Here is a 26,161-nt window from a genome sequence, read left to right on the forward strand (position 1 = left end):
TTCTGAATATTAAATTAGTAAGTAAACTATATAGTAGTTGATCAATCTGTTCAATATATAAAATAGATGATATTATTCTAATTATTAGAATGTTTTTGAATTTGGGGGATACAATGGAAATCAAACAACTAAAATACTTTATAGAAGTCGCAAAAAGAGAGCATTTATCAGAAGCTGCACTTGAATTAGAAATCGCACAATCTGCAATAAGTCGTCAAATTACGCAACTCGAAAAAGAATTACAAGTTAAATTATTTAATAGAGAAGGCCGCAATATTTATCTTACCGATGAAGGGAAGCAATTATTTTCAGAAGCAACTAAAATTATAGATCAATTCGACGAAACTGTCCGTCTATTTCATAAACAATCAGAATCCAATCATTTTATTATTCGTATCGGTTATGTTGAAAGTTATATCTCACAAGTACTCACGCTATTAATACAATCTTTTGAAAATCAGAGCGATTCAATTGTCGAACCTATTCTAATGGAAGAAAGTGAAATTTTAAATGCTTTAACCACTGATCAAATCGATATTGCATTTACCGATTTATCAAATGACATCAAACAAAATCGCGAACTAAAAGTAAATGCTTTGTTCGAGGAAAACTACCACGTCTACGCCCCTAAAGACGCACCAATTACTATGGCAACTCACCCGCCTCTAGTACAGTTCTCAGACAAAATAATTTACGAACTTTATCCGTTACCTCCGCATATCAAGCAAATATTAGCCAATATTGTAGTAAAACCAATACGTACCATTACCCATCCACAACTCGCACAATACATTTTAAATAAAGAGCGTGGATATATTATCGCAGCTTCCTATCACCTACTAGAGAAGAACCCTGATAAATGGGTGGACATCTCTCTCGGACATACAGAGCTAAAACGCACAATTTGTAGTGTGATGCGCCAAGATAATCGTAAAAACGACATTCGCTTAATGCTTTCAATGATCGATCAATTGTTGAGTCGTAGTACAACGTATCACTAATTCAAAATTCATACGCAAACCTATAAATCGTTGAATTCAACATATGAGACGCGTATAATCGCATTGTCTATAAAGAGAGGATTGAATTAGAGCGATGCCAATCAAAACACTAATCAAACGCCCTTTCAATTGGGTATTATTGTTGTTTTGCATCATATTTATTGGGTTGTTTATTTTCACATTTGTAAACGCTAAGTTTTACGATACACCTATTGGTCAAATTACAAATATTGAAAATAAATCTACATCTAAAACCACAGATGACCATCATAATAAAGATATAAAACATACAGAAACATTGAAACTTACAATTTTAAACGGAAAATTTGAAGGTCAAACTGCAACGATTCCACATGAATATTATGAATCTCAAGCAGATAGTGAAAAATTTTCTAAAAATAATAAAGTCTTACTACATATCGATAAACATCCAAATGACGCATATATATTAGAGAAAAAGCGTGATAGCCTCGTAGTAGCCGTGACAGGTTTATTTTTATTAACGGTACTTCTTGTAGGCAGGAAAATCGGACTTCAATCCATTTTATCTTTGGCAATTAACACAGCCGTCGTCATTCTAGCGATTTATATTTATAACCAATTCCATATTATGACTTTATTCAGTCTAATGAGTATCGGAGTTATCATATCTACTACATTAACCTTATTGCTAGTTACGGGTTGGCAATGGCGCACACTCATTACTATTGTTAGTACCTTGCTTGGTACATTTATATGCGTTGGGTTAACACAATTAGTAATTCAAATGACTGGTGGCGAAGGATTAAAATTTGAAACGATGAGTTTCTTAACATTACCACCTAAAGAAGTCTTTCTCGCATCGGTAATGATTGGGTCACTTGGTGCAGTAATGGATGTCGCCATTACAATTGCAAGCGGGATGACTGAAATCCTACGTCGAACACCTCATATTAGTATGACGCGTTGGGCACTTGCCGGACGAAATATTGGCCAAGATATTATGGGGACGATGACCAACATTTTACTCTTCTCTTATTTATCTGGAAGCTTACCGATGTTACTTATTTATTTAAAAAATGCAAATACCATTACCTACACAATCTCTATGAATTGGTCATTAGAAATTTCCCGGGCAATTACAGGCGGTATTGGTATCGTCTTAACAATTCCTATTACAATATTATTGATGCAAGTATGGTTCAAAATGCGAGGTGCTAAACAATGAGTGCAATAACAATTTTAGGTATTATACTGTTCATACTCATGCTTATTTTTGGTGGTAAAAAAGGGCTCATCTCTTATCTGACATTATTCTTAAACTTTGTCATCCTATTAATAAGCTTGATTATCATTATGTTTGGCGCACCGGTTTATCTTGTAACCTTAATTTTTTGTATCGTTATCGCAGCGTGTAATCTATTTGTACTTAATAGTTATAATACCAAGACACAGGCAGCTTTTTACGCAACGATTCTAACAACAGTCATCTTGATTGCAGCCATCTACTTTTCTGTATCTATCGGTAACCTACAAGGTTTCACAACTGAGCAACAAGATGAAACGTACATTTTCTCTATGAATATCGGTATAGACATGGTTAAATTCATGGTCTTCACCATAGTCCTTGCAGTCATAGCTGCTGTCATTGATTTAGCTATTACAATTAGTTCACCCATGTATGAATTAAGTGAGACCAACCCTGATTTAACTCAAAAAGAACTATTTTATTCAGGAATGCGTGTAGGCAGAGAAATCTTAGCCACATCAGCTAATACAATTTATCTCGCTTATTTTGGAGGCCAACTCACATTATTTTTCTGGTTTTTCAAATTAAATTATTCCTTTGGTCATATCATTAATTCTAAAATATTCGCTCAAGAATTTATCTCTATTTTATTAGGCGGTATTGCGATTGCGATAAGCATCCCTATTACGGCTTGGCTGTCCTCGCTATTAATCAAAAAGGAACAAAAAATGAAATTACCTATAAAGCATACGTATAAATAAACAAAACCACTCATCTTGTATTAAATATTAGATGAGTGGTTTTGACTTATTTTTTCTTCAATCCATTAAGGCAGCTTATTAAATTTATTTAACTCTCCACTGAAATAAGCACGTTCTCCATGAACAACATAATCCAATCCATTTACTTCTTCAACTTTGTCTGTGCCTAAAGCACTAAATAATGTTATTCCTTTTGCAATTAAAAACGTTAAGCAACCGCTAAAAACAACTGTTACAAAAACTGCAATCAATTGTGCCCAAACAGTTTGTAAATTGCCACCAAAAAGTAATCCATTTACTATTTCATCATTCACTTTATGAGATTGAAAGACACCTGTTAAAATTGCACCGATAATACCACCGATACCATGTATACCAAAAGCATCCAATGCATCATTATATTTTAGTTTCACTTTAATATAATTAATTGCAAAATAACAACTAACGCCACCAATCAATGCAATCGCTATTGCACTCATATAGTCTACAAATCCGGCAGAAGGCGTAATTGCTACTAAACCGGCTAACATTCCTGATAACATACCAATCAAACTTGTTGTTTTTTTCATAATGTACTCTATAAGCAACCATCCCAACGAACCTGCACTTGCTGCTAAAACAGTATTTACAAAAGAAGTCATAGCAATATCATTGAATGTTAATGCGCTTCCCACGTTAAACCCATACCAACCAACCCATACTAATATGCCACCTACTAGCGTAATAATAAGATTATGAGGTGGTCGTTTATCAAAATTTTTCCCTGCACCTATCATCAAGGCCAATACTAGTCCTGATACTCCTGATGTAATATGAACTACTGTACCCCCTGCATAATCTATCGCACCTAATTTATGAATCCAGCCACCTCCCCATACCCAATGTGCAACTGGACTGTAAACTAAAAGAACCCATAAAAATACAAAAATTAAATAGGGTATAAACTTCATTTTTTCTGCAATTGATCCTGACAAAATCGATACAGCAATGGTACAAAACATTAATTGAAACAGCATAAAAAGCGCTATAGGAATATGCGTAGCAATATCATCTTGTGTATTAAAGCCAACTTGTTTTAACCCCAAGTATGTAAAGTCTCCTATAATAGTATTTCCTGGACCAAAGCTTAAGCTAAAACCTAAAATAACCCACGCGAATGTCACAACAACAATCGCAGACATACTTTGCATAACTGTATTCAACACATTTTTAGATTGTACAAGCCCACCATAAAACAAACTCAACCCTGGCGTCATTAACCATACAAGTAACGTACACAAAAATAAAAATAAAGTATCATTCATATTCATCTAAATCACTCCTTTGATCAAAATCATACCCCCGGTCAAAATGAATAGCAAAAATGCGTCATATAAATTAACATTGTATGTTAACTTACATGACGCATTTTTAAGTTGATTATATTTGTTGCTGTAAGATATAAACAGGTCTACCTTCTAATAAGGTTTCACCTACTTCGTTATAATGACACTGTCGATATAATTTTTGAGCTACTTCATTATTATCATTGACCGCCAGGCAAATTTCATCGATATTAGGAAAGTGGCGATGTATATATTCTGGCAACGCTTGAATAATTTGTTTTCCATAACCACGTCCTCGATAATGTGCATCTACACTAAAAGACCTAAAAAACATTGCATTTTTATTTAATGAATAAGGCGCTACACCTGCACCTTCATGGAGTGTAAAAAAGCCTATACATTGTTGCTCATCGTTATATACGAGTACAGGATGACGTTCCGAGTCGCGTTGCGCAAGTTCAATATTCACTTTTGGCGTTTTAGTAAATTGATGGTCTCCTGACGTAATTGTGATTTTTTCAATATCTGAAACAAGTTCTGCACGATATGGAATCATAAATATATTTTCTAATTGTTCATTTATCCAAGTCACTACTGCAGGTGCGATTTTATTGAACTCTAGCTTATGAATCCATTTTACATCTGTAATTTCTTGGTCAGTTGCAACATTAGACCAATCTATTTGTTCTGTTGTATAAAAACAATTCAGTTCTGTCTGCTCATTGTGCTGTGGATAAGCATCTCCAATAACTGTGTCCATATAAATGAGCGAGTTTTCCGATACATCAACTTGCAGTTCCTCTTTCAACTCTCTCTGTAATGCTTGCTTATAAGTTTCATCACCATCTATTTTACCGCCTGGAAAATAATATTTCTCTCTATCTCTAGCTTGTACTAGTAGTAATTCGTCATTTTCTTCAACAACTAAACAAACACATTTAATCATAACTACGCACTCCAAACGTATTTCAATTTTTTATTTATACGGAAATAATCGTACCATTTTCAAACTAACTGCGCTTATGTTATCATATTTTATTATTCGAGAACATCTCATTTAGAGCAACATCACAGTGTGGAACATAACAATCAACTCATAAAATGTTATAATATTGAACAATATATTCACTTTCAAAATGGAGGATACAATAAAAATGGCTAAAAAACCAAGCATTAATCGCATTTCTAATACAATCAATTTTGTAGGTATTGCCGTAGAAGGTTTCAACTGGTACGCCTATCAATCAAAAAACAAAAAATTACTTTACGCTAGCATGGCAATCACAAGTGCAGGTGCGGTACTCGATTTTTATACAGCATTAAAATCACCGCGTAAATTCGTTAAAGTTTTTTCAACTTTCACAGCAGCTAGCACATTATTCACGACTGCTAAACGTGTACAATCTATACGTAAAGAAGCATAATCTCTCATTTTCTTTAGGAAAAACCTTTTCACAACTAATTACTATAAAATCAATCTGCCAACAGGGACACGCGCTCTGTTGGCAATTTTTTTAAAAAACAACATAAAAATGCTTCTAACGTATTCGTTTTAAAATACATCAGAAGCACTTTTCAAATTAGTGAATATATTTATATGAACTTACTTGTGATGCAGGAATCGTTCTGTAAGTTACAATACCTGGTGATGCACCGTAATTCATTTCTGAAATAGTAATACTACCGTTAGAATTAACAGATTCTACGAATGCAACATGACCATAATAACCTTGATCAGATTGTAAAATAGAGCCCACTGTTGCCTTATGGTCAACTGTATAACCATCAGCTGCTGCGCCAGTATCCCAACTATTAGCATTCCACCAATATGTACTAATGCCTTTACCAATTTGTGCACGTTTGTTAAATACGTGCCATGTGCATTGGCCCCAGTCATACAAATTGGAATGATTAAATATCGGTGTGTTATAACCTGTAGACCCTGATGAACCTGATCCACCAGTTGAAGCTGTCCCTGAAACTTTCAACTTCTGTCCTGGATAAATATTAGTATTTGATAAACCATTTAAACTCATGATTTTTTGGTAAGTCGTGCCATATCTTGCAGCGATTGCTGATAAAGAATCGCCTGATTTCACTGTATATGTCGTTGTACTACCACTGCTCGTCCCACCTGATGAACTTGAACCACCAGTTGAAGCTGTTCCCGATACCTTCAACTTCTGTCCTGGATAAATGTTAGTATTTGATAAATTATTTAAGTTCATGATTTTTTGGTAAGTCGTACCGTGTTTAGCAGCGATACCTGATAACGTGTCTCCAGATTTTACTGTATATGTTGATCCTGATGATGTATTCGTTGATGTACTTGTTGAACCAGAAACTTTCAATGTTTGGTTAGGAAAAATAACGTTAGACGTCAAATTATTCAACGATTTCAATTTTGAAATTGAAATATCATATTTATTTGCTATTGACCACAGAGAGTCCCCACTCTTAACTTTATAAGTTGTTGCAGCATCAGCATTTACTGAAGTTACAGCCGCTATCGCGCTTGTACCTATTACAGTTGCAATTATTTTTTTACGCACTTATGTAAACCTCCCAATATTTCTTTTTACATTTTATCATTCATTGCTCACTATATTATTATACAGCTTAAAGTTGGGCGTGAGTATATTATTTGTATGACATTCATATTACAAACAAGAACTACTCGTAATATAAACGCCTTCATGATTATCAATTCATTTAATGCTGTTCAAATGTTTGAATCCGAATATCGTCTATCCCAAAGTAATCACTTAGTAAAGCTTGATAATTATTTTGGGTTACTGGAATTTTTTGAACTTCTCCATTTTTTGATATCGTTAAATGTGCATTAGACAATGTAACTCTGCCGTATGTTTTGGCTTTGCTAACCAATAATTTTCGAACAAAAATAGAGTCTGAATGATGCTGATTAAATTCAATTCCCGCTGCAAAATCTTTGAGCGTTTTAGATATATCAATTGCTCTATATTGTGTTTCCCAATCATCTGTTTTATACTTTTGCATTTCAATCGTATCCGCATCAATATGTATCACTTGAAATGTACCATTTACATCGCTCACTTCATTTTGATTCTTAATAAGTGGCATCGCTTTTTTAGGTACATCCGCATAACCAACATCGATCAGATATTTATGCTGATTTAAACGTACAATCAAAGCCATATGAGACCCTTCCATTGCCCATCCTTCACCTGTATTAATAGTTGCAGAAATCATATAAACGTCAAAACCTTTTTCCTTTAAAAAGCTATGAAACAATCTATTTTGTTCATAACAAAAACCACCTCTATGCGCTCGAATGATTTTATGAAGCATCGTTTCATCATCTAGTGCGATGGGTTGCTTATTTTGAACATTAATATTTTCAAACGGCACATGTAGTACATATTGGTGAATATAATGATTCAACGTCTCTAAATCGACTTTATTGTAATAATCAGAATTAATATTTAAGTACGTTTCCAATCGTTTAAAGTTTGTCATTTACCGTTACCCCTTCTAACACGATAGTCTATTGTTTATACAATACTATTTTAGCCGACTTAATCTACTTCAGACAAACAGACTGTTTTGTGGAAAGCGTCATGTAATTTGTGTCTCCACCTTAAAATGTTGTAGTTTCATAAATACTTAGTATTCACATGCTGCTTTCATATCATAGGTGTTATGATAATTTGTATAAATCATTTTAATATTGACATGAGGGAAATATACCGATACTGTGTATATTCAATACCACTTTTCAATTTACTTAGCATATATAGTATGATTTTAAAAAAAGTGCTTTACGAATGGCTCAACAGCCCTATGTAGCACTGTGATTTTAAATTCATAACTATTTTACACTTCTATGCAGGTTACATTAAAAAACGGATTAAATATTTTTAGTGAACAAAACATTTGATTATTTTAAATTTTCAGAGTATTCATACAATATAGACTTATTAATGGAGGTAATTTTTTGACTAAAGAAACAGAACATACAGAAGAGAAAAAAGATTTGCGTATCCGCAGCAAAGTCATTAGTGAAGGTGTAAGTCGTACACCTAACCGTTCCTATCTACGTGCACTTGGCTTTGAAGATGAAGATTTTAAAAAACCGATGATTGGTGTAGCAAGTACATGGAGTGAAGTAACACCATGTAACATGCACATTGATGGTTTAGCGCGTGCATCTAAACAAGGCATTAGTGAAGCTGGTGCCTCACCACTTATTTTCAACACCATCACTGTCTCTGACGGTATTTCCATGGGTACAGATGGCATGCGTTTCTCACTACCAAGTCGTGAAGTTATTGCTGATTCAATCGAATCTGTAGTAAGCGCCGAGAATTTAGATGGCGTTGTGGCAATCGGTGGCTGTGATAAGAATATGCCTGGTTGTATGATCGGCATTGCACGTCTTAACTTACCTGCTGTTTTCGTATTTGGTGGCACGATTATGCCTGGTAAATTAGATGGCAAAGATTTAGATGCCGTTTCAGCATTTGAAGGCGTAGGTCAGTACAATAATGGAGAAATCGACAAAGAAGCATTACATAAAGTAGAATGTGCAGCATGTCCTGGCGCAGGCGCTTGTGGTGGTATGTTCACTGCAAATACTATGTCTTCAGCTATAGAAGCGATGGGCATGAGTTTACCTGGAAGTGCCTCTCATCCAGCTGTATCGACAAACAAAATGAAAGATAGTAGAGCTGCCGGAAAAGCAGTTTATAAATTATTAGAACAAGATATTTATCCTAAAGACATCATGACAAAAGAAGCGTTTGAAAATGCAATCACAGTCGTTATGGCCCTAGGTGGTTCTACAAATGCTATTTTACATTTATTAGCTATTGCACATACGATTGAAGTAGATCTGACACTTGACGATTTTGAAAAAATTCGTAAACGCGTACCACACATTGCTGACTTAAGACCAAGCGGTAAATACGTTATGGCACATCTTGATGAAGCAGGTGGTATTCCTGGAGTAATGAAATTACTTTATGACAATGGCTTAATCCATGGCGACTGCTTAACAGTAACTGGTAAAACTGTTGCCGAAAACTTAGAAAACGAACCTGGCTTAACTGATAATAAAGAAATTATTAACTTTGATAAGCCTAAACATGCAACTGGACCACTTGTTATATTAAAAGGTAATCTTGCACCAGAAGGCGCAGTTGCTAAAATTTCAGGATTAAGTGTAACTTATATTAAAGGACCTGCACGTGTATTCGATTCTGAATCTAAAGCGACAAAAGCGATTCTTAATGACGATATTAAACCTGGCGACGTCGTAGTTATCCGTTATGCTGGCCCTAAAGGTGCACCTGGCATGCCTGAAATGTTATCCGCATCATCTATTTTAGTAGGTAAAGGATTAGGCGAATCTGTTGCTTTAGTCACAGATGGCCGCTTCTCAGGTGGTTCGCATGGTCTCGTAATCGGACATGCTGCTCCTGAATCAATGGTAGGTGGACCAATGGCCTTATTAGAAGAAAACGACACAGTTACAATCGATGCTGAAAATCTTGAAATAAGCTTTGATGTATCAGATGAAGAACTTGAACGTCGTAGTCAGCAATGGCAGGCGCCACCATCAAAAGCTACACGAGGCACACTCGCAAAATATGCTAAACTCGTGTCTTCTGCTTCTAAAGGCGCTATCACAGACTAATATATTAAAACGTTTCTATCCATTTTAACTAAAGCATTATCATAATGAACATTTATCCTGTTCTCTATGGTAATGCTTTTTATTTTCGGATATTTTTTAAAAAAGAATCGTGAAAAACACTTTTGCATGCGTTGTCGTTTTATTTTTCAAATTATTCACACTTACGAATAATTTGTTACTATTTAAGAAATTATAAACAAAATTAAGTACAATTATATTAAAGTGAAAATAACAAAACAAAGCGAGGTGAGTTATATGAGCTTTATCATTGATATCATCAAAAAAATTATCGGTTTATTCACTGGCAAATAATCTCTAAAATTGCTTTAAGGGCCTGATATTTAATTAAATATCAGGCCCTTATTGGTAGTGTTAACTGAGTCATATTAAATTTTTATATGAATTGCACTACAAAAATCAAAATAATTACTACAGGTAAAATAAATTTAATTAGGTAATACCAAGGTATAAATAATCTGAGTTTATCTTTACCAAAATGTGCTTTCAAATCATTTTTATCTAATAATTGACCAACAACTAGTGTTGTTCCTAATGCTCCCAGTGGCATTAATATATTCGAAACTAAAAAGTCCATATTATCAAAAATAGTACCTGCGGCAAATTGTATATGACCTAAACTTCCAAACGATAGTGTTGCTGGAATACTGATTGCGAACACTAATATACTTACATAAAATGCAACTGGCTTACGTTTTGCATTATCATTTTTTGTGAAGTTCGAAACGTTCAATTCTAATAGTGAAATTGAAGAAGTAAGTGCTGCAAATAAGAATAAGATTAAAAAGATTAGGTAAAATCCTTGTCCATATGCCATTTGATCAAATACTTTTGGTAATACTTTAAATAGTAACCCAGGCCCTTCTGTTGGGCTGTAGCCGAATGCTGAAATTGCAGGAAATATAGCTAAACCTGCCAAAATTGAAACCAGTATATTCATTGCTACAATAGAAATCGCCGAAGTCTTAATCGTCATCTCTTTTGAAGCATAACTCGCGTACGTAATCATGCCCGTCGTCCCTAATGATAATGTGAAGAAGGATTGCCCAAGTGCAAATAAGACACCCTCCATAGAAATTTCTTCTAGACGTGGTTGTAAAATATATTTTAAACCTTCAAATGACCCTTCAAGTGTTAACGATTTGATAACAATAACAATTAAAAAGATAAATAATAGTGGCATCATAAACTTAGAGGCTTTTTCTAAACCTTTTTCAACGCCCATCATCACAATAAACATCGTTAACAATATAAAGATGCCTTGCCCAGTAATCGTTAAGAAAGGATTACTAATAATAGATTCAAACTGTATATTTCCTAATTGACCACCGTTAAGGGTTAATATTTGAAGCGCAACATTAAATATATAGATGATAATCCAACCGCCTATCACACTATAAAACCCAAATAGTATGAATACAGCTAAATTACCGTTCCATCCGATAACGTTCAGCCATTTTTTCTTTGTTAACTTTTCATAAATTACAGTTGTATAAGTCTTCCCCATCTTACCAACAGTAAATTCCATCATTAATAAGGGCAGTCCGACAACTATCGTAAATATTAAAAACATTAATAAAAATGCGCCCCCGCCATATATACCAGCCATATATGGAAATTTCCACATTGCTCCTAGTCCTATAGCAGATCCCGCACTTGCTAAAATGAAGCCCGTCGACGACTTCCATTGTGATTGTTTACTCATAATTTTACATCCTTTGTGTTTTAGAAAACTTCATTGCGTTAAAGCGTTTTAGTAACATAGCAATTACTATAACATTTTTCAGTAATTGTCTCAATATAAATTTCATTGAATAGTGCGCACTATGTAACCTAAGACAAAACATGAAAGCGTTCTGTTACATTGAACATTTTATGACGTTTATAAAACACAATACTTTTAATATTGAAAATTATCTGACATCTCATTGAATTAACAAGTAATATATGTTAAAGTTGCTTGTGTTTTGTGCAAGTAAATTTCCTTTAAATCGAGGTATTAGAAATGAACAGCCTCATCTTAATTTCTGGTCTAATGTTATTCTCATTTTTCTTTGGAGCAGGAAATTTAATATTTCCACCTATGTTAGGTTATACAGCTCAAGAAAATATGTGGGTTGCTATGACTGGATTCGCTATAACAGGCATCTTATTGCCTTATCTTACAGTAATCGTCGTTGCTTATATGAATGGCGGCGTTGAAAGTATCGGGAACAAAGTCCACCCTATTTTCGGGACAATCTTTGCGATCTTCATTTATTTATCTATCGGGGCATTATATGGTATCCCACGTGCTGCAAATGTTGCGTACGAAATTGGAACAAATCATGTTTTACCAGTACATAACCATTTTACATTAATCGTATTTTCAGTCATATTTTTCCTAATTGTTTATTTTATCGCATTATATCCAAATCGTATTATAGATAATTTAGGTAAATATCTGACGCCAATTTTAATACTTATTATAGCTATTTTATGTATCCTAGTAATCATAAATCCAGAAGGTTCAATTGGCCAAGCAAGTGGTGATTATGCACAAACTCCACTCGTATCAGGTATTTTAGAGGGGTACTTTACAATGGATCTTGTGGCTGCGCTAGCCTTTTCTGTTGTGATTGTGCAAAGCTTCAAAATGAATGGCATCACCGATCAAAAAACACTCGTTAAAAACGTAATTAAAGCTGGTTTGATCTCTGCTATTTTATTATTAGTCATTTATTTTGCACTGGCTTATGTAGGTGCTACAACCACTCAAGCTGGCTTTAAAGATGGCACTGGCATCTTAACATTTAATTCGTTACGTGTATTCGGTTCATTCGGCAATCTGTTATTTGGGGTCATCGTTATATTAGCTTGCTTAACTACTTGTGTTGGATTAGTAAACGCATGTGCGGCCTTTGCGATGAAAAAATTACCGAAAATATCATATAAAATTTTCGTACTTATCTTTTCATTATTGGGCTTTTTAGTTTCAACGTTAGGTTTAGAACTGATATTACAAATTGCAGTACCGTTGTTAACGTTTATATATCCAACATCTATTGTATTGGTGCTTATTTCATTAGTAAGTATTTTCATTCCATTTGAAATGAAATTTGCGTTTATCATTCCTACTATCGTGACTTTAATTATTTCGGTGTTACAGATACTCAATGATTTCAAATTATTCCAACCACTGAATGCGTTATATCAAGTGTTACCACTCTCTGATATTCAATTAAGTTGGCTCATACCCTTTATAGTCTTACTTATCATTGGATTAATAATAGATTTTTTCTTAAAAAACAAACCAGCAAAATCGTTATAAATTTGATTTCGTTGTCTAGACTTTCCTTATTTCACTGTATAATGGCTTGTCATAAGTAGTTTTGCTAAAATGGATATTATGCAAAGAAATTTATTTTAGTTATATTTTTAAAAGGGGATGGGATGTTACATGGATAATTTCAATGAATTTTTACAAACTATAGATAATGATAAACACAAAAAAACAATGACTGAGATTTTTAATTGGATTTCAGAAACATTTTCTAATCTTGAGACAACCATAAAATGGAACCAGCCTATGTTCACAGATCACGGTACTTTTATTCTCGGCTTTAGTAAAGCAAAACAGCACTTTTCAATTGCACCTGAAGCGAAATGCATGACTGAATTTAGCGAACGTATCGATGCCGCTGGTTACTCACAAACGAACAATTTATTTCGAATAAAATGGACTCAAGAGGTCGATTACACATTGTTAAAAGACATGATTCAATTCAACATCGATGATAAAGCTGATTGCTCTACATTTTGGAGAACTTAACATTTATTTCATAGTCAAAGATATAAAATAATGGTTTCTACTATATTTCAGTAGAAACCATTATTTTAATTATCTGAAAGCTTATATCTCAAACATTTCTCATGCTTAAAAGTTAATAATCTTCGAAAAATGCAATCACATCTTGTTCTACTTCTATATGGCCTTCACCATAAGTCATTAAATGTTTGCATGGCGCATAACCTTGCACTTCTTTTTGTTCATGCGTAATATGATCATAGATATAGCGCGCACTCGTTTCATAAGCATCATCGTCTTGTTCACCATATTTGATAGTAATGGGAGCAGTGATTCGGTCTAATTTTGACATCACATCTTCAACTACGATTTGAAACTGATTAAGTCCTGCTCCATAACGCTCAATATTTTTAATTTGTTGTGCTACCTCCGATTGTTCTAAACCAACCAACTCTCCCATACGTTGACCATAATAGGTCAATCTACCTGAGAGACCAGCATCACTTTTTCTATATGGTGTAGACATAATAGCTATTGCATCTATAGGTTGATGCTCTGCCAATTTGAGTGATAATATACCACCTAATGAGATACCGCAGACACCAATACTTGAATACCCTTTATCCTGTAAAAATTGATAACCATCTAATACATCTTGCCACCAATCTTCAATATCATAGTCCATCAACGTGTCTAACATTAAACCATGACCTTTGTATGCGGGAACATAACATGTGAAACCCGCTTTATGTAATTTAGTAGCTAATAATTTTACATCTCTTACCGTACCCGTGAATGAATGTAATAATAATATAGCCCGTTCCGCTTCATTATTCTCCAAAAATATTGGGTTTGGTGCCTTAACATTTATCATCTTTTGTCACTCCAAAATTTAGATTCACCATTTATTGTAATTCAAATTCATAATGCGTACAAAGCATATAAACTATCACTCTTTTTAAAAATAAATATCCCCTTCAAAATCCAACACGCTTACGTGTTAATTTTGAAGGGGATATTTTAATGAATTATTAACATTTATAACTTCTCTTAGTTTTTAGTTATTCGTTCATGTTAAAGAATTGTAATTCATATATTGATTTTTCATCATACGCATTAAAAGTATCAATTTTACCGTTTAAATGTATTTCTTGTGTTTTTCTACTTACATTATGCTTGTAAGTTATCCTCACATTTAAATCAGATTCATAACCATTATTCTTAATTGTGCTTTCAATTTCTGAATAAACGTCTTTATTAATCGGTAACAAATAACCTTCTTTACTAGGTAAAATATTAACATATTTTGTTTGTAAGATGTCTTGATTACCAAGATAGATTTCGATTTTTATATTTTTAGCAGCACCGCCACCTAAGTTATATAATTTCAAAAAGTCTTGGTCTTCATCACTATCAATAGCAGTATTTCTTAAGTTTAATTCATCATGGTCTCTAGTAATCAGTATTTGATTAAAACCGAGCGCCGGTAAAAAACTGATTTTCATTTGGTACAGTTGCACACTGACTGAGATAAAGTAAAACAGTGCCATTATAAATGTACCAAGTGAGCCAATCGCTGAAATAATATTTATCATAATTGTAAACCTCCGTTATTCTATTTAAGAGGCAGGATTTGCATTGTAACATATTTTACACTCAAAAAAAATAACGAGCCACCAAAAGGCAGCTCGTAACTAAGAGGAAGTCTGTTAACATGCCCAAGGGCATGTTACAGACCTGCCTCTAGTTATCATGCCCGTGGGCACGAACAATTATTGTACAATGAACTTTTACTTTTTACAACCCAACATATATTTTTAATTTTATAAATGTTTTATAGCATTTACAATTGTATGCTAATATTATATTTATAAAATATGATTTAATATCAATAGGAGTTGTCGTATGTATAGTTCTAATCAAAGAGTCACCTCATTTTTAAAAATCACCACATTTTCTACTCTATGTTTTTTTACTTTTTGCTTTTTTCTAACTTTATCCCCTAAAGCAATTTATGCCGATGATTTATACACGTCAATGACTGAACTTATGGAGGACACTGAAGAAGGTGGCGACTGGGAGCTCAACTATAACAACAACCAAAGCAACGCACTTATTGCAGCAATACATGGCGGTAATATCGAACCTGGAACTACTGAAGTAGCAAAACTAACTGCTACCAAAGGGGCTTATAATTACTATAGCTTCCAAGGCATTCGTTCAACAAACAACGCAAGTTTACATGTAACTTCAGTTAACTTTGATGAACCTATAATAGAAGATATGCAACAACAAGTATCAAATTCCGTCATGATTCATGGTGCAAATGGCGAAGCGCCTATCGTTTATATTGGTGGCAAAGATGATGCTTTAAAAGCGTCTATTGAAGAACAATTAGAGCTTAAAGAATTTGATGTACAAACATCACCTAGTCATTTAGAAGGTGAAGCTGATGAAAATATAGCCAATAAAAATAATCAAGGTGCAGGTGTACAGTTAGAATTAACGACTGGACTACGACAATCCTTCTTTAACAACCAAGATCTAACCATGAATTCTAGGCAAGATCAAAGTAATTGGAGCTTTGCAATGTATGACTTTGCTCAAGCAATACAAACAGCAATACATGAACACGAATAATTTTTATTGAAAATGCTACTTTAAGCTAATATAAAAACGCAGTCGCTTTTTTAACTCAAACGACTGCGTTTTTTATCATTTATTTTCCGAATTTTATTACGTCTCATCTTCAACCACTTTATTTTTAGCGGCTGGATAGCCAAAAATAAAGATTAAAATCGACATAATGATTAATGCAACAATACCTGAATTCCAACTTCCAGTCGCATCATATAGATAACCAATTAGGAATGGTCCAATTGCAGCAATTAAATAACCGACAGATTGTCCAAACCCTGAGAGAGAAATACTACCCTCACTTGTATGTGCACGAATCGAGAAGAATGTCATACACAAACTGAAACATGCGCCCATCGCTAAACCTGCAATCACAATACCGATGATTAGCAACACGAGCGATTGTGTAAAGAACAGACTAAATCCGATTAAGAATAATACTGTAATAATCACGACTAAAATGCGTTGGTCTTTCAACTTAGAAGCAACAATCGGAAATATAAAAGTCATAGGAACTTGAGAGAATTGATTTAACATTAATAGATAGCCTGCTGTGGTTGGTTCTAACCCTCTATCTATGAGAATTGAAGGCACCCATGCCACCATCGTATAGAACACCATCGACTGAAATCCCATCGTCAATGCGACCATCCACGCTAATTTAGACTTTACAACATTCACTTTTTTAGAAGGCTCTAGTTTCGATTGGTCCACTGTCTCTTGCTCCAATTTGGCGCCAGTACGCGCTTTGGGTATCCACAGTAATAAAGCAATGACACCAAAGATAATCCAAAATGATAAGGACAATCTGAATCCTATAGGTGACATTTCAGATAAGGGGAAGCTTAGTCCCCCACCTAAACCCGCCGTGAAATTCATCGTTCCGCTATAAATACCTGTTGCTAATCCAATTTGCATTGGAAAATACCATTTAACATAACTTGGCAAGACGACATTTCCAAATGCAATCGCAATACCCAACAATAACGTTCCTATAATAAACAGATTAAAATCACCAGCGATACGTAAAAGCAGCGCAATAATCAATAATATCGTAGAATAAAATATCGTCCGCGACATCGTTAAGCGTGACGTAACTTTAGATACGAGTGGCGATACAATCGCAAAGATAATCAGTGGTATCGTAGTCAAAATACCCGTTACACTATTACCAATTTCCATCACCTGTTTAATCTCTTCGACTACAGGACCTACAGAAGTAAGTGGTGCTCTTAAGGTAGAGGCGATAAAAACAATAGCTATAATGACGCCCCAATGCTCATTAATTCTGTGTGTACGATAAAGTTCCGACATCTTATACCACCTTTCTACAATAAATTAATTTTAAAGTTTTATATATTCCATATCATTCAATTTACCTAATTAATAAAAAATATTATAGTGACCTATTTATACTATTGCTAATTACGTTACTACAATACTGAGTAAATTTAAAGATGCTAAATTTTTAATTGCAAAACTACTTTTGTAAAATTGATAGATACATGAGAAACTAATCTATAAGATACATGGAGTAATGATATGATTTCAAATTAAAAAAACTACAATAAAGGTTGATATCAATGACGGAAATTTGTTTTATCAGACACGGAGAAACAGATTGGAATACAGCAGGGAAATTACAAGGTCGTACAGACGTACCTTTAAACCATACAGGCATTAAACAAGCAGAAGCATGCAGCCAATTTCTAAATCATTCAGAATGGGATATTATCATCACGAGCCCATTAGCGAGAGCAAAAAAGACAGCTGAAATTATTCAGCAACAACTTACTATACCTTTAATAGAAATGGAGGCTTTTATTGAAATTTCATTCGGTGATGCTGAGGGATTATCAACAGAAGAACGTACAGCGTTATATCCCGATCGACTTTACCCAAACAAAGAACAAGCACACCTCGTAACAAATCGCTTTCTTAATGGGATAAATTCACTTATAGAACAATACAAAGATCAAAAAATCCTAATTGTTTCTCATGGCGCATTTATTAAAGCAGTATTTTCTTACTATTCTAATGGAGAAATTAGCACTGATTCGCCGAGATTGTCTAATGGCAGTCTAAGTACACTTAAACTAACGAACGAGCAAGCCACAATTTTAAATTATAATGAAGCGGCACACTTACCATCGCATTCTTCACTAGGGAAAAAGTAACGGTTAATTATAACTTTTTGTTATGATTAACCGTTTTTTTGTTATACAGCTCTATGACAATACTTTAGAGCAGTAAGTAGATTGAATAAATAGAGCGTTTTAAAAATAATCAGAAGAAACTTTGTAAAATGTGAACTCTATCTAAAAAGAAAACGTATATTTATTGAGTGAAATTAAAAAAGGGGGCTAGTTGTGTAAGCTTATTTGGGATTTAATTTGGTAGATAAAATCTCATAAGAATTAAGGTTAGACAACATGAATTACTTTAAAATTTTAAAATAGGGGTGAAGCATTATGAATAAAAAATTATTAGTATTATCATCAACAGTCGCAGCTACAGGATTTTTAGTAGGAGCAGGAAATGGCGTAATTGGAAATAACACTGCACATGCAGATACAATGAATCCTCAAGAAAATAACATGAACAACAATATGCAACAACAAGCCATGCCAATGGAAAACGATATGGCTATGGATCAAGGCATGAACGACATGCAAGGTAATATGAATCACAACGATATGGACATGGATCAAGGCATGAACGACATGCAAGGTAATATGAATCACAACGATATGGCTATGGATCAAGGCATGAACGACATGCAAGGCAATATGAATCACAACGATATGGCCATGGATCAAGGCATGAACGACATGCAAGGTAATATGAATCACAACGATATGGCCATGGATCAAGGCATGAACGACATGCAAGGCAATATGAATCACAACGATATGGCCATGGATCAAGGCATGAACGACATGCAAGGTAATATGATGAAGGGTAACATGGAAGAAGCTATGATGCCATATTATAATTACACAGGCTACACAACATATGATGGCCATTTTACTCAAGATTATGATTTTGTAAGAGCATTAAAATACGATAATGTAATGATTGACGGATACAAAGTTAACACTGCAACAAACGATAAAGATGTAGCTACAAGCAAAAAAGTGAATGACACAATGGTTGATATGAATAAAGATGGTCAAGTCGTTAATATCACTTTTAATACTAAAGCAGATACAGTAAGCAAAGCAATGTTCAAAAAAGCACATATGTCTAACCACATGTCTGACGAAGGACAAACAGAAAACGGCTCATATATAACTTATAAAACAAATCATGGTATGTATACAGCACACTTCGACGAACAAGGCTTTTTAATGAAAGTGATGATAAGTTAATAAGCAATAACAAAAAGGACCTGATTATAGGTCCTTTTTTGTGCTTTATATAATAAATTATAATGTGGTTATATTAATAATTACGAAATGATAGCAGTTTATAAGACCGACTCCAATGGAAAAAACACTCACCAAAGACTACAAGGTGAGGATGTGCCCATAGAAAGTGTACGCAACAACACAGCCAATTCAGTTAAATAACATCCATTTGTAGTATTTCCTCTATATATGATTGGTCATCGTGTTCATACTTACTCCCTTTAAAGTTCTGTGGTTCATTAATGCCAGTAAGTAGGATAACCTCATTATTGCTATCTGTGGCATATAGCAGCTCTCGTATACCTTCTTTTCTCGAACATCCATTTAAAACAACACGCTTTTTATAACAATCAGGTAAATGTTGATTCATAAATTTGATGATAAGTTTAGGATCTACATACCCTACTTGCTCTGCAGCCAACATCAACTTATGCACCCCATCAGGAAGCTCATCGACAGTCAAAGCAATTTTATCAAAACCTCTTAAGCCTATACCAGTAATCATCGTATTTAATTTTTTACCTATACTGTCTGTATAGTCTAAAGCATTGTTTACTGATTCTCTAACTGCTAAAGCTGTATGCGCAAAATCTAAAATAATCGTATATGCACCTATATTAATAATTTGAAAACGATGTAAAGGTGAACCAATTACATGAGCTGCTTGAATAATGTCTTCAATATCAAAACCTATTTTATGCAATGCAAACATACTCGTCGCTAAATTAATGTAGTTATGGCCTCCCTGAAAAGTAGGATGAACACGATACTTTACTCCATCGATGACAATATCAATATGATTATTTTTCGCATGATATTGATAATATGTTTCTTCTTGATTTGAAAAATATAAATCATCTTTTGCTATGGTTCTATATTCAAGCGTGTCCCAATTCACTAAATTCACCTTACTTAAATCATTCAATTTTAACTTAGCATTTAAATATTTTTCCATTGTGCCATGATATTCAAGATGTTCCGGACTAAAGTTAGTAAATACTGCTAACTCATTTTGAATGAAGTCTATGCGCCTTTGTTCTAAAGCAATAGAGGTTGCTTCATAAACAATATAATCATAATTTTCACGATAAAAATAATCTATGATTTCTCCCATTTCAAAATACATCGGCGTCGTTTGCGTCGTATGGTTAAATTTCATTTTGTTATAATGACTATCGAACACGCCCATCGTACCAATGATAGCTACTTTTTTACCTAACTGTGTTAATAAATTCCCAATCATATGACAGGTTGTTGTTTTACCGTTTGTGCCCGTCACTGCAATAAAATTTAAAGCGTCAATGGCGCCTTCATAGTATAACTTCACTAATTGATTAGCCACTTCAGGAAAATCATTGATATAAATAACGGGCATATTAAATTCGAAATCTTTAAATGTAGACGGAGACGCATCTGTAATCATTATCAATGGTTTCATTTCATTTGCACGTTCCGCATAATAAACCGTATTGTCCGAACGCTTCAACATAAATATTGTATCTTGCTGAATATCTTGATACATTGACGTAATTTTTTTACAGGTCTTATCTGTCTTCACTTTTACGCTTAATGAACGCTTAACTATATTTTCTCCAATTGTTAATAATATGTCTTCAACAGTTATTTTCATTATATTCACCCAACATTTATCGTTTATTTTATAATACTTAAATATGCATATTAAAAAAGTAATTATAAAGTATACGTATAAACCAAAGAAAAGGATCACATTAATTTGTGATCCTTTCAAAATCATTTTTTCTAAATTAAAACCTAGTTAAATTTCATTACTAGACATAATCATTTGTCCTTTAGGTTGCTTATTATTAGGTGATGGTTCTAGTGTAATTGCTATTTTATCTTCTTTATCAACATCTACATTACTTAAGTCAAAAACAACCATACCTTTATCATTCGCACTCGCAAACGTGCCTGCAGGGTGTGCTTGCTCGCCTTTTAATATCCACACTTGATAAACTTCATTACCTTTTGTTGCTTCAATATCATTGGCTTCAACCATTAATTTTCTATCTTTTGTACTACTAGAGTCAGACAGATAGGCTTGCCCTTGCACTTCGTCCCCAGACATGGACTTTAAGTTTATTGCTTTCGCATCATTCGTATTAATCATAGAAGCTGATTGGTTTTGAGATGCCTTATATCCAAAGTATTGCACGCCATTACCTATAATAGATAAGAACAATAGCGCTACTATAACGCCTATCGATACACGCTTGGTAATAACACTTTTAGATTTTTTCTTTTTGTGTTTTGAAAAATGCGCTATTTGTTGATTTTCATGATTATTATTTGCACTTGTTGTATCAAGTTCATCTTCTTGTTGTTCTTTTTCTGCTTCTTCGTTTGAATTGTTTTCTTCATCTAGCACTGACGTTAAAATTCTTTTCTTCATACCTGTTGGCGGTTCAATTTCTTTATTACTATAAGGAAGTGAATCGTGAAGAACGTTTAGGTCTTCTAAAGTCTCATGGCTTTCAGATGACAAATCTAATTCTTGTTCAACTTGCTCTTTTTCACTTTCGCTCAGATTGTCATTGAAATAATCATATAGTTTATCAACTTTATTATCTTTCATTTTCTCCACGCTCCCTTCTTAAATGTTTTTTGGAATAATCGTTCAAATGCTTAATTGACAGCCTCATTCTACTCTTAACAGTGCCCAGTGGAGTTTGTAGTTTATCAGCAATTTCTTGCTGACTCAAACCTTTATAATAAAACAAATAAATAATCTTTTGTTGGTCTTTATTTAAAAGTGAAATCATTTTTTTAATTTCTTCAGACACTTCCTTATCCAATAAGTCATATTCTGGTAGATGATCATTTTGTATTCCTTGAAAATCCTCATCAAACTCATTTTCAATATGTTTATTCTTTCTTAACATATCAATAGATTTATTACGGCATAACGTAATAAGCCAAGTCGACATTTTCCCTTTATTTGGTTTGAATATAGCTTTTTGATTCCAAATTTTCATGAAAACATCTTGCAAAACTTCTTCACTAGATTGAACATCTTTTGTGATTTTATAAGCCAAATTAAATAACAATGACTCATATCGATCATATAGGATTTCTAAACTCTCGCTGTCCTTTTTATCGATTATTGATCTATAAAGATCATTTTCATCTATCATGCCGTCCCCTCCTTAGTTTAAATTCAGTATCTAGAAATACCTATCCTATATGTATATTTACATATGTATTCAATAAACATACGAAAGTTATTCGTTAAAAGTTTAACTTTCAAGAATCTTTTTATAATATCGCTAAATAATTAGAGTTATTTCCTTTTCCCCTTTTATTTTTAACCTATTATTCACATTACCACTAATAGCTCAAGCATTTCATTACAAAAGTGGTTGTACACTTGTTAGTTAACTGACAAGTGTAATAATACTATAAGCCTTCGTACTAGATTGTCTATAAATAGGTGTTACACTGGACGTAAATCATAACCTACTGGAGGGATTTTGATGAGTATCATTCTTACACTAATCGTAGGTGCTATTGTAGGCATCAGTTTATCGCTTTGGTTAACGAGTAACTCAATTCCCACTGTCATTGTCAGTCTGATTTCAGGTGTGTTAGGCGCATTTATAGGCACATCTTTATTAATAGCACCAAGTATGTATTTCTTAATCACAGCATTTATAGGCGCATTTACGCTTACATTGCTTGTTCTATTCATCATCAATACAAGCATCGATGTTGTAAGAAACTAAGTTAAGTTCTAACTACAAGTCGATATTAAACTGCAAAAAACATTCCTTGTAATATGAATTTTTAAAAGGAATGTTTACATATAACTCATCTTAAGTTATTCATGATAGTAAGTGCTTTTCAGTTTTTGAAATGACTTATAGCTTCAAATAGCAAACTAGTGTATCTTGTTTTAATCATTTTTCGAAACATGCTTACCATCACAGTAGCCCTCTATATTATAATGAGTGATCAAGTTGAAAAATGTGTATATGATGTATATCAATTACTTCATTTTAAAAAATTCCACACTTTTTATTTTCCTCTTTCAAAATCATATTCACTATATATGCGTCAATTAAACGAAAAATAATTTGGTTCAAATCCTAATATGTTACTGACAAATTTCCGTCGCTTTTTCTAAAAAAAGTTGTGCTGCCTTAGAAAAAGTATGGTCTTTGCGCCATACCATATTATGTTTTGCTATTAATTTCGGTTTTAGAGGTACAAAGCTAAGTTTGTTTTCAATAGAAGTATTGATAATACTATCCAAAGTGATGACATACCCTATGCCAGATTTGACCATTAATCCAGCGTTATATGCTAAATTGAAAGTACCTACAATATTCAGTGCTTCAAAACTACTACCAAACCAATCTGCAAATTCATTTTTAGAAATCGTTGTATCTAAAACTTGTCTGGAACAAATTAACGGTTGCGTTAATAAATCCTCCTTAGTTACAAAATTTTGCTGTGCTAAGGTACTATCACTTTTAGCTACCACCCCCCAATGATCTGAAGACGGTAAATTTAATGCTTTATACTTATTTAAGTTTGCTGGTTGAATAAATACCCCAAAATCCAACAATCCTTTATCTAACCGACTCTCAATATCTTCTGCATTACCACTATATATATGAAAATGAATATCAGGATACATTGATTGAATATTTTTAAAAACATTAGCTATTACTTGCATTCCTTTAGTTTCACCACAACCTATATAGACATTACCTTCAATGTTTTTATCAATAAATTTAAATTCTTCTTGTATTTGTTGAGACATTTCTAATAATTCTTCAGCTCTCTTTTTTAGTAACAGCCCTTCATCTGTAATATAGATACTGTGGTTGCTTCTTTTAAAAAGTTTGACACCTAGTTCACTTTCCAAATCTTTAATTTGTCTAGATAAAGTTGGTTGTGTAATGTGCAATGTGTTAGCAGCACGTGTTATACTCTCTTCTTTTGCAATCGTGACAAAATAATATAGGGTTTTTAATTCCATTACATTTCTCCTCATTATGCATTTTAAGCATATCTAATAATTACAATTAAGTATTTGTTATAACTACTTATACCCTTTACACTTTTATTATAAAAGTTTTGTAGGAGGTACATAGTGAAAAACAATAAATTAATTATACTCATTTTAACTATTGGTGTTTTTGGTATCTTAAATACTGAGATGGGTTTCATAGGATTAATACCTCAAATTGCTGAACGTTTTGGTGTTAGCACTTCAACTGCAGGTTGGCTCGTCTCCATTTTTGCTATTGGCATAGCAATATCAGGTCCAATTATGCCTTTATTATTATCTAAATTGGAAAGAAAAAAAGTAATGATTATTGTGCTTTTAATTTTTATTATCAGTAATATCATTTCAGTATTCACTACAAGTTTTACTATTTTATTAATTGCTAGAGTAATTCCAGCCATTTTCCACCCAGTATATATCGCCTTAGCTTTTTCAGTCGCGTCTGATTCGGTCAATTCTAAAGATGCACCTAAGGCTGTAGCTCGCGTATTTATTGGTGTTTCTGCAGGCATGGTTGTAGGTGTACCTATCGTTAATTTCTTAGCAACTCAATTCAACTTGTCTATCGCTTTATCATTTTTTGCACTGGTTAATATAATCGTTTTGATTTTAACATTAATCTTTATACCTAAAATGCCAACAAAAAAATCTGTGACTTACGGCACACAACTTAGTGTATTAAAACGTCCTTTAACATGGATGTCCATCATCATTTCTATACTATTTAATGCTGCTATATTTGGTGTTTACAGTTACTTAACCGATTACTTAAATATTGTGACAGAAGCGCCTAGTCACTATGTATCCATAATTTTATTCCTATATGGTGTATCCAACATTTTAGGAAATATTATTGCGGGAAAACTATTAACTTCTATTCCACAAACAGCAATTTTTCTACTACCGTTTGCGTTAATTATTATATATATATCAATGTTTGGCTTAGGCTCTTTCCTTATCCCAATGGCTATCATTTCAATATTTTGGGGTACATTAGCTGGAATTTCTGCAAATATCACACAATACGTAATTACTTCATCTGCTCCTGATGCACCAGATCTTTCCAATGGTATATTTTTATCAGCTGTAAATTCAGGAACCACGATTGGTACATTTATTGGTGGTATATTTATCACTACACTAGGATCTAATTATGTCATTATGGTTGGTATCTTAGCCTGTGTCATTAATATCTTGTTTATCTTAATTAGAAATAAAAGTTTAAAAAAACAAGATAATATTTCATAATAAAATCCCTTAATCTATCTAGATTAAGGGATTT

General features: G+C 33.3%; 24 protein-coding genes. 12 read left to right on the forward strand and 12 right to left on the reverse strand.

Features of this window, described 5'->3' with window-relative positions:
• Window positions 1-113 precede the first annotated feature (113 nt).
• The 3 genes from gltC (at window position 114) to AAA453_RS00100 (ending at window position 2,990) form a co-directional block, all read left to right on the forward strand.
• A complete protein-coding gene (gene gltC / locus AAA453_RS00090) occupies window positions 114-1,001 on the forward strand; it encodes a glutamate biosynthesis transcriptional regulator GltC (protein ID WP_427705522.1) in 888 nt (295 codons plus the stop codon).
• Between the two features lie 94 nt (window positions 1,002-1,095).
• Window positions 1,096-2,208, forward strand: coding sequence for a YibE/F family protein (locus tag AAA453_RS00095; protein ID WP_069816764.1), 1,113 nt, complete (start codon window positions 1,096-1,098; stop codon window positions 2,206-2,208).
• Window positions 2,205-2,990, forward strand: a complete 786-nt coding sequence (locus AAA453_RS00100; RefSeq protein WP_069826428.1) for a YibE/F family protein — start codon at window positions 2,205-2,207, stop codon at window positions 2,988-2,990. The genes AAA453_RS00095 and AAA453_RS00100 overlap by 4 nt, the downstream gene beginning before the upstream one ends.
• Before the next feature lie 65 nt (window positions 2,991-3,055).
• Here the strand turns inward: AAA453_RS00100 and AAA453_RS00105 are convergent, their stop codons facing one another.
• Both AAA453_RS00105 and AAA453_RS00110 read right to left on the reverse strand, forming a co-directional pair.
• Entirely contained in the window at window positions 3,056-4,300 is a 1,245-nt protein-coding gene (locus tag AAA453_RS00105) for an ammonium transporter (protein ID WP_069816760.1), read from the reverse strand.
• 109 nt (window positions 4,301-4,409) lie between these two features.
• Window positions 4,410-5,261: a GNAT family N-acetyltransferase gene (locus AAA453_RS00110; RefSeq protein ID WP_285324213.1), complete on the reverse strand. Its 852-nt coding sequence runs from the start codon at window positions 5,259-5,261 to the stop codon at window positions 4,410-4,412.
• 208 nt (window positions 5,262-5,469) lie between these two features.
• Here AAA453_RS00110 and AAA453_RS00115 point away from each other — a divergent pair, with 208 nt between their 5' ends.
• Complete coding sequence (locus tag AAA453_RS00115) at window positions 5,470-5,739, forward strand: hypothetical protein (protein WP_069826426.1); 270 nt, start codon at window positions 5,470-5,472, stop codon at window positions 5,737-5,739.
• Between the two features lie 156 nt (window positions 5,740-5,895).
• Here the strand turns inward: AAA453_RS00115 and AAA453_RS00120 are convergent, their stop codons facing one another.
• Window positions 5,896-6,867 (reverse strand): LysM peptidoglycan-binding domain-containing protein, encoded by a 972-nt coding sequence (locus tag AAA453_RS00120; protein ID WP_069816754.1) that lies wholly within the window; start codon window positions 6,865-6,867, stop codon window positions 5,896-5,898.
• A gap of 160 nt (window positions 6,868-7,027) precedes the next feature.
• On the reverse strand, window positions 7,028-7,813 hold the full coding sequence (locus AAA453_RS00125; RefSeq protein ID WP_427705525.1) for an arylamine N-acetyltransferase family protein: 786 nt from the start codon (window positions 7,811-7,813) through the stop codon (window positions 7,028-7,030).
• A 478-nt stretch (window positions 7,814-8,291) separates the two neighbouring features.
• Between AAA453_RS00125 and ilvD the strand changes: the two genes are divergently transcribed.
• Window positions 8,292-9,992: a dihydroxy-acid dehydratase gene (gene ilvD / locus AAA453_RS00130; RefSeq protein ID WP_069816750.1), complete on the forward strand. Its 1,701-nt coding sequence runs from the start codon at window positions 8,292-8,294 to the stop codon at window positions 9,990-9,992.
• Window positions 9,993-10,386: 394 nt separating this feature from the next.
• On the opposite strand, the gene AAA453_RS00135 is transcribed toward ilvD, so the two are convergent.
• The gene (locus AAA453_RS00135) at window positions 10,387-11,718 is read right to left on the reverse strand and encodes a sodium-dependent transporter (RefSeq protein WP_176721543.1); all 1,332 of its coding nucleotides are present in this window, start codon (window positions 11,716-11,718) and stop codon (window positions 10,387-10,389) included.
• A gap of 297 nt (window positions 11,719-12,015) precedes the next feature.
• Here AAA453_RS00135 and brnQ point away from each other — a divergent pair, with 297 nt between their 5' ends.
• Both brnQ and AAA453_RS00145 read left to right on the forward strand, forming a co-directional pair.
• A complete protein-coding gene (gene brnQ, locus AAA453_RS00140; protein ID WP_427705528.1) occupies window positions 12,016-13,320 on the forward strand; it encodes a branched-chain amino acid transport system II carrier protein in 1,305 nt (434 codons plus the stop codon).
• A gap of 129 nt (window positions 13,321-13,449) precedes the next feature.
• On the forward strand, window positions 13,450-13,821 hold the full coding sequence (locus AAA453_RS00145; protein ID WP_427705531.1) for an iron chaperone: 372 nt from the start codon (window positions 13,450-13,452) through the stop codon (window positions 13,819-13,821).
• A 112-nt stretch (window positions 13,822-13,933) separates the two neighbouring features.
• Here the strand turns inward: AAA453_RS00145 and AAA453_RS00150 are convergent, their stop codons facing one another.
• Both AAA453_RS00150 and AAA453_RS00155 read right to left on the reverse strand, forming a co-directional pair.
• Entirely contained in the window at window positions 13,934-14,671 is a 738-nt protein-coding gene (locus tag AAA453_RS00150) for an alpha/beta hydrolase (RefSeq protein WP_069816742.1), read from the reverse strand.
• A 187-nt stretch (window positions 14,672-14,858) separates the two neighbouring features.
• A complete protein-coding gene (locus tag AAA453_RS00155; protein WP_069816739.1) occupies window positions 14,859-15,392 on the reverse strand; it encodes a hypothetical protein in 534 nt (177 codons plus the stop codon).
• Window positions 15,393-15,834: 442 nt separating this feature from the next.
• On the opposite strand from AAA453_RS00155, the gene AAA453_RS00160 reads away from it, so the two are divergent.
• On the forward strand, window positions 15,835-16,437 hold the full coding sequence (locus AAA453_RS00160; RefSeq protein WP_427705534.1) for a poly-gamma-glutamate hydrolase family protein: 603 nt from the start codon (window positions 15,835-15,837) through the stop codon (window positions 16,435-16,437).
• 96 nt (window positions 16,438-16,533) lie between these two features.
• Here the strand turns inward: AAA453_RS00160 and AAA453_RS00165 are convergent, their stop codons facing one another.
• Window positions 16,534-17,748 (reverse strand): CynX/NimT family MFS transporter, encoded by a 1,215-nt coding sequence (locus tag AAA453_RS00165; protein ID WP_427705537.1) that lies wholly within the window; start codon window positions 17,746-17,748, stop codon window positions 16,534-16,536.
• A 269-nt stretch (window positions 17,749-18,017) separates the two neighbouring features.
• Between AAA453_RS00165 and AAA453_RS00170 the strand changes: the two genes are divergently transcribed.
• Window positions 18,018-18,611 (forward strand): histidine phosphatase family protein, encoded by a 594-nt coding sequence (locus AAA453_RS00170; protein WP_427705540.1) that lies wholly within the window; start codon window positions 18,018-18,020, stop codon window positions 18,609-18,611.
• A gap of 294 nt (window positions 18,612-18,905) precedes the next feature.
• Entirely contained in the window at window positions 18,906-19,805 is a 900-nt protein-coding gene (isaB, locus tag AAA453_RS00175) for an immunodominant staphylococcal antigen IsaB family protein (protein ID WP_427705543.1), read from the forward strand.
• Window positions 19,806-19,998: 193 nt separating this feature from the next.
• Here isaB and AAA453_RS00180 read toward each other — a convergent pair whose 3' ends face one another.
• The 3 genes from AAA453_RS00180 to AAA453_RS00190 form a co-directional block, all read right to left on the reverse strand.
• Entirely contained in the window at window positions 19,999-21,474 is a 1,476-nt protein-coding gene (locus AAA453_RS00180) for a Mur ligase family protein (protein ID WP_427705545.1), read from the reverse strand.
• A gap of 147 nt (window positions 21,475-21,621) precedes the next feature.
• The gene (locus AAA453_RS00185; protein WP_069816727.1) at window positions 21,622-22,440 is read right to left on the reverse strand and encodes an anti-sigma factor; all 819 of its coding nucleotides are present in this window, start codon (window positions 22,438-22,440) and stop codon (window positions 21,622-21,624) included.
• Entirely contained in the window at window positions 22,430-22,999 is a 570-nt protein-coding gene (locus tag AAA453_RS00190) for an RNA polymerase sigma factor (protein ID WP_069816724.1), read from the reverse strand. Before AAA453_RS00190 ends, AAA453_RS00185 begins: the two co-directional genes overlap by 11 nt.
• Before the next feature lie 339 nt (window positions 23,000-23,338).
• On the opposite strand from AAA453_RS00190, the gene AAA453_RS00195 reads away from it, so the two are divergent.
• Window positions 23,339-23,587 carry a hypothetical protein gene (locus tag AAA453_RS00195; protein WP_069832198.1) on the forward strand — a complete coding sequence of 83 codons (249 nt, stop codon included), beginning with the start codon at window positions 23,339-23,341 and terminating at the stop codon, window positions 23,585-23,587.
• A 371-nt stretch (window positions 23,588-23,958) separates the two neighbouring features.
• On the opposite strand, the gene AAA453_RS00200 is transcribed toward AAA453_RS00195, so the two are convergent.
• Entirely contained in the window at window positions 23,959-24,849 is an 891-nt protein-coding gene (locus tag AAA453_RS00200) for a LysR family transcriptional regulator (protein WP_427705548.1), read from the reverse strand.
• 114 nt (window positions 24,850-24,963) lie between these two features.
• Here AAA453_RS00200 and AAA453_RS00205 point away from each other — a divergent pair, with 114 nt between their 5' ends.
• Complete coding sequence (locus tag AAA453_RS00205) at window positions 24,964-26,127, forward strand: MFS transporter (protein WP_427705551.1); 1,164 nt, start codon at window positions 24,964-24,966, stop codon at window positions 26,125-26,127.
• The last annotated feature ends 34 nt before the right edge of the window (window positions 26,128-26,161 follow it).

The sequence above is a fragment of the Staphylococcus parequorum genome, assembly GCF_039237145.1.
Lineage (GTDB): Bacteria > Bacillota > Bacilli > Staphylococcales > Staphylococcaceae > Staphylococcus > Staphylococcus equorum_A.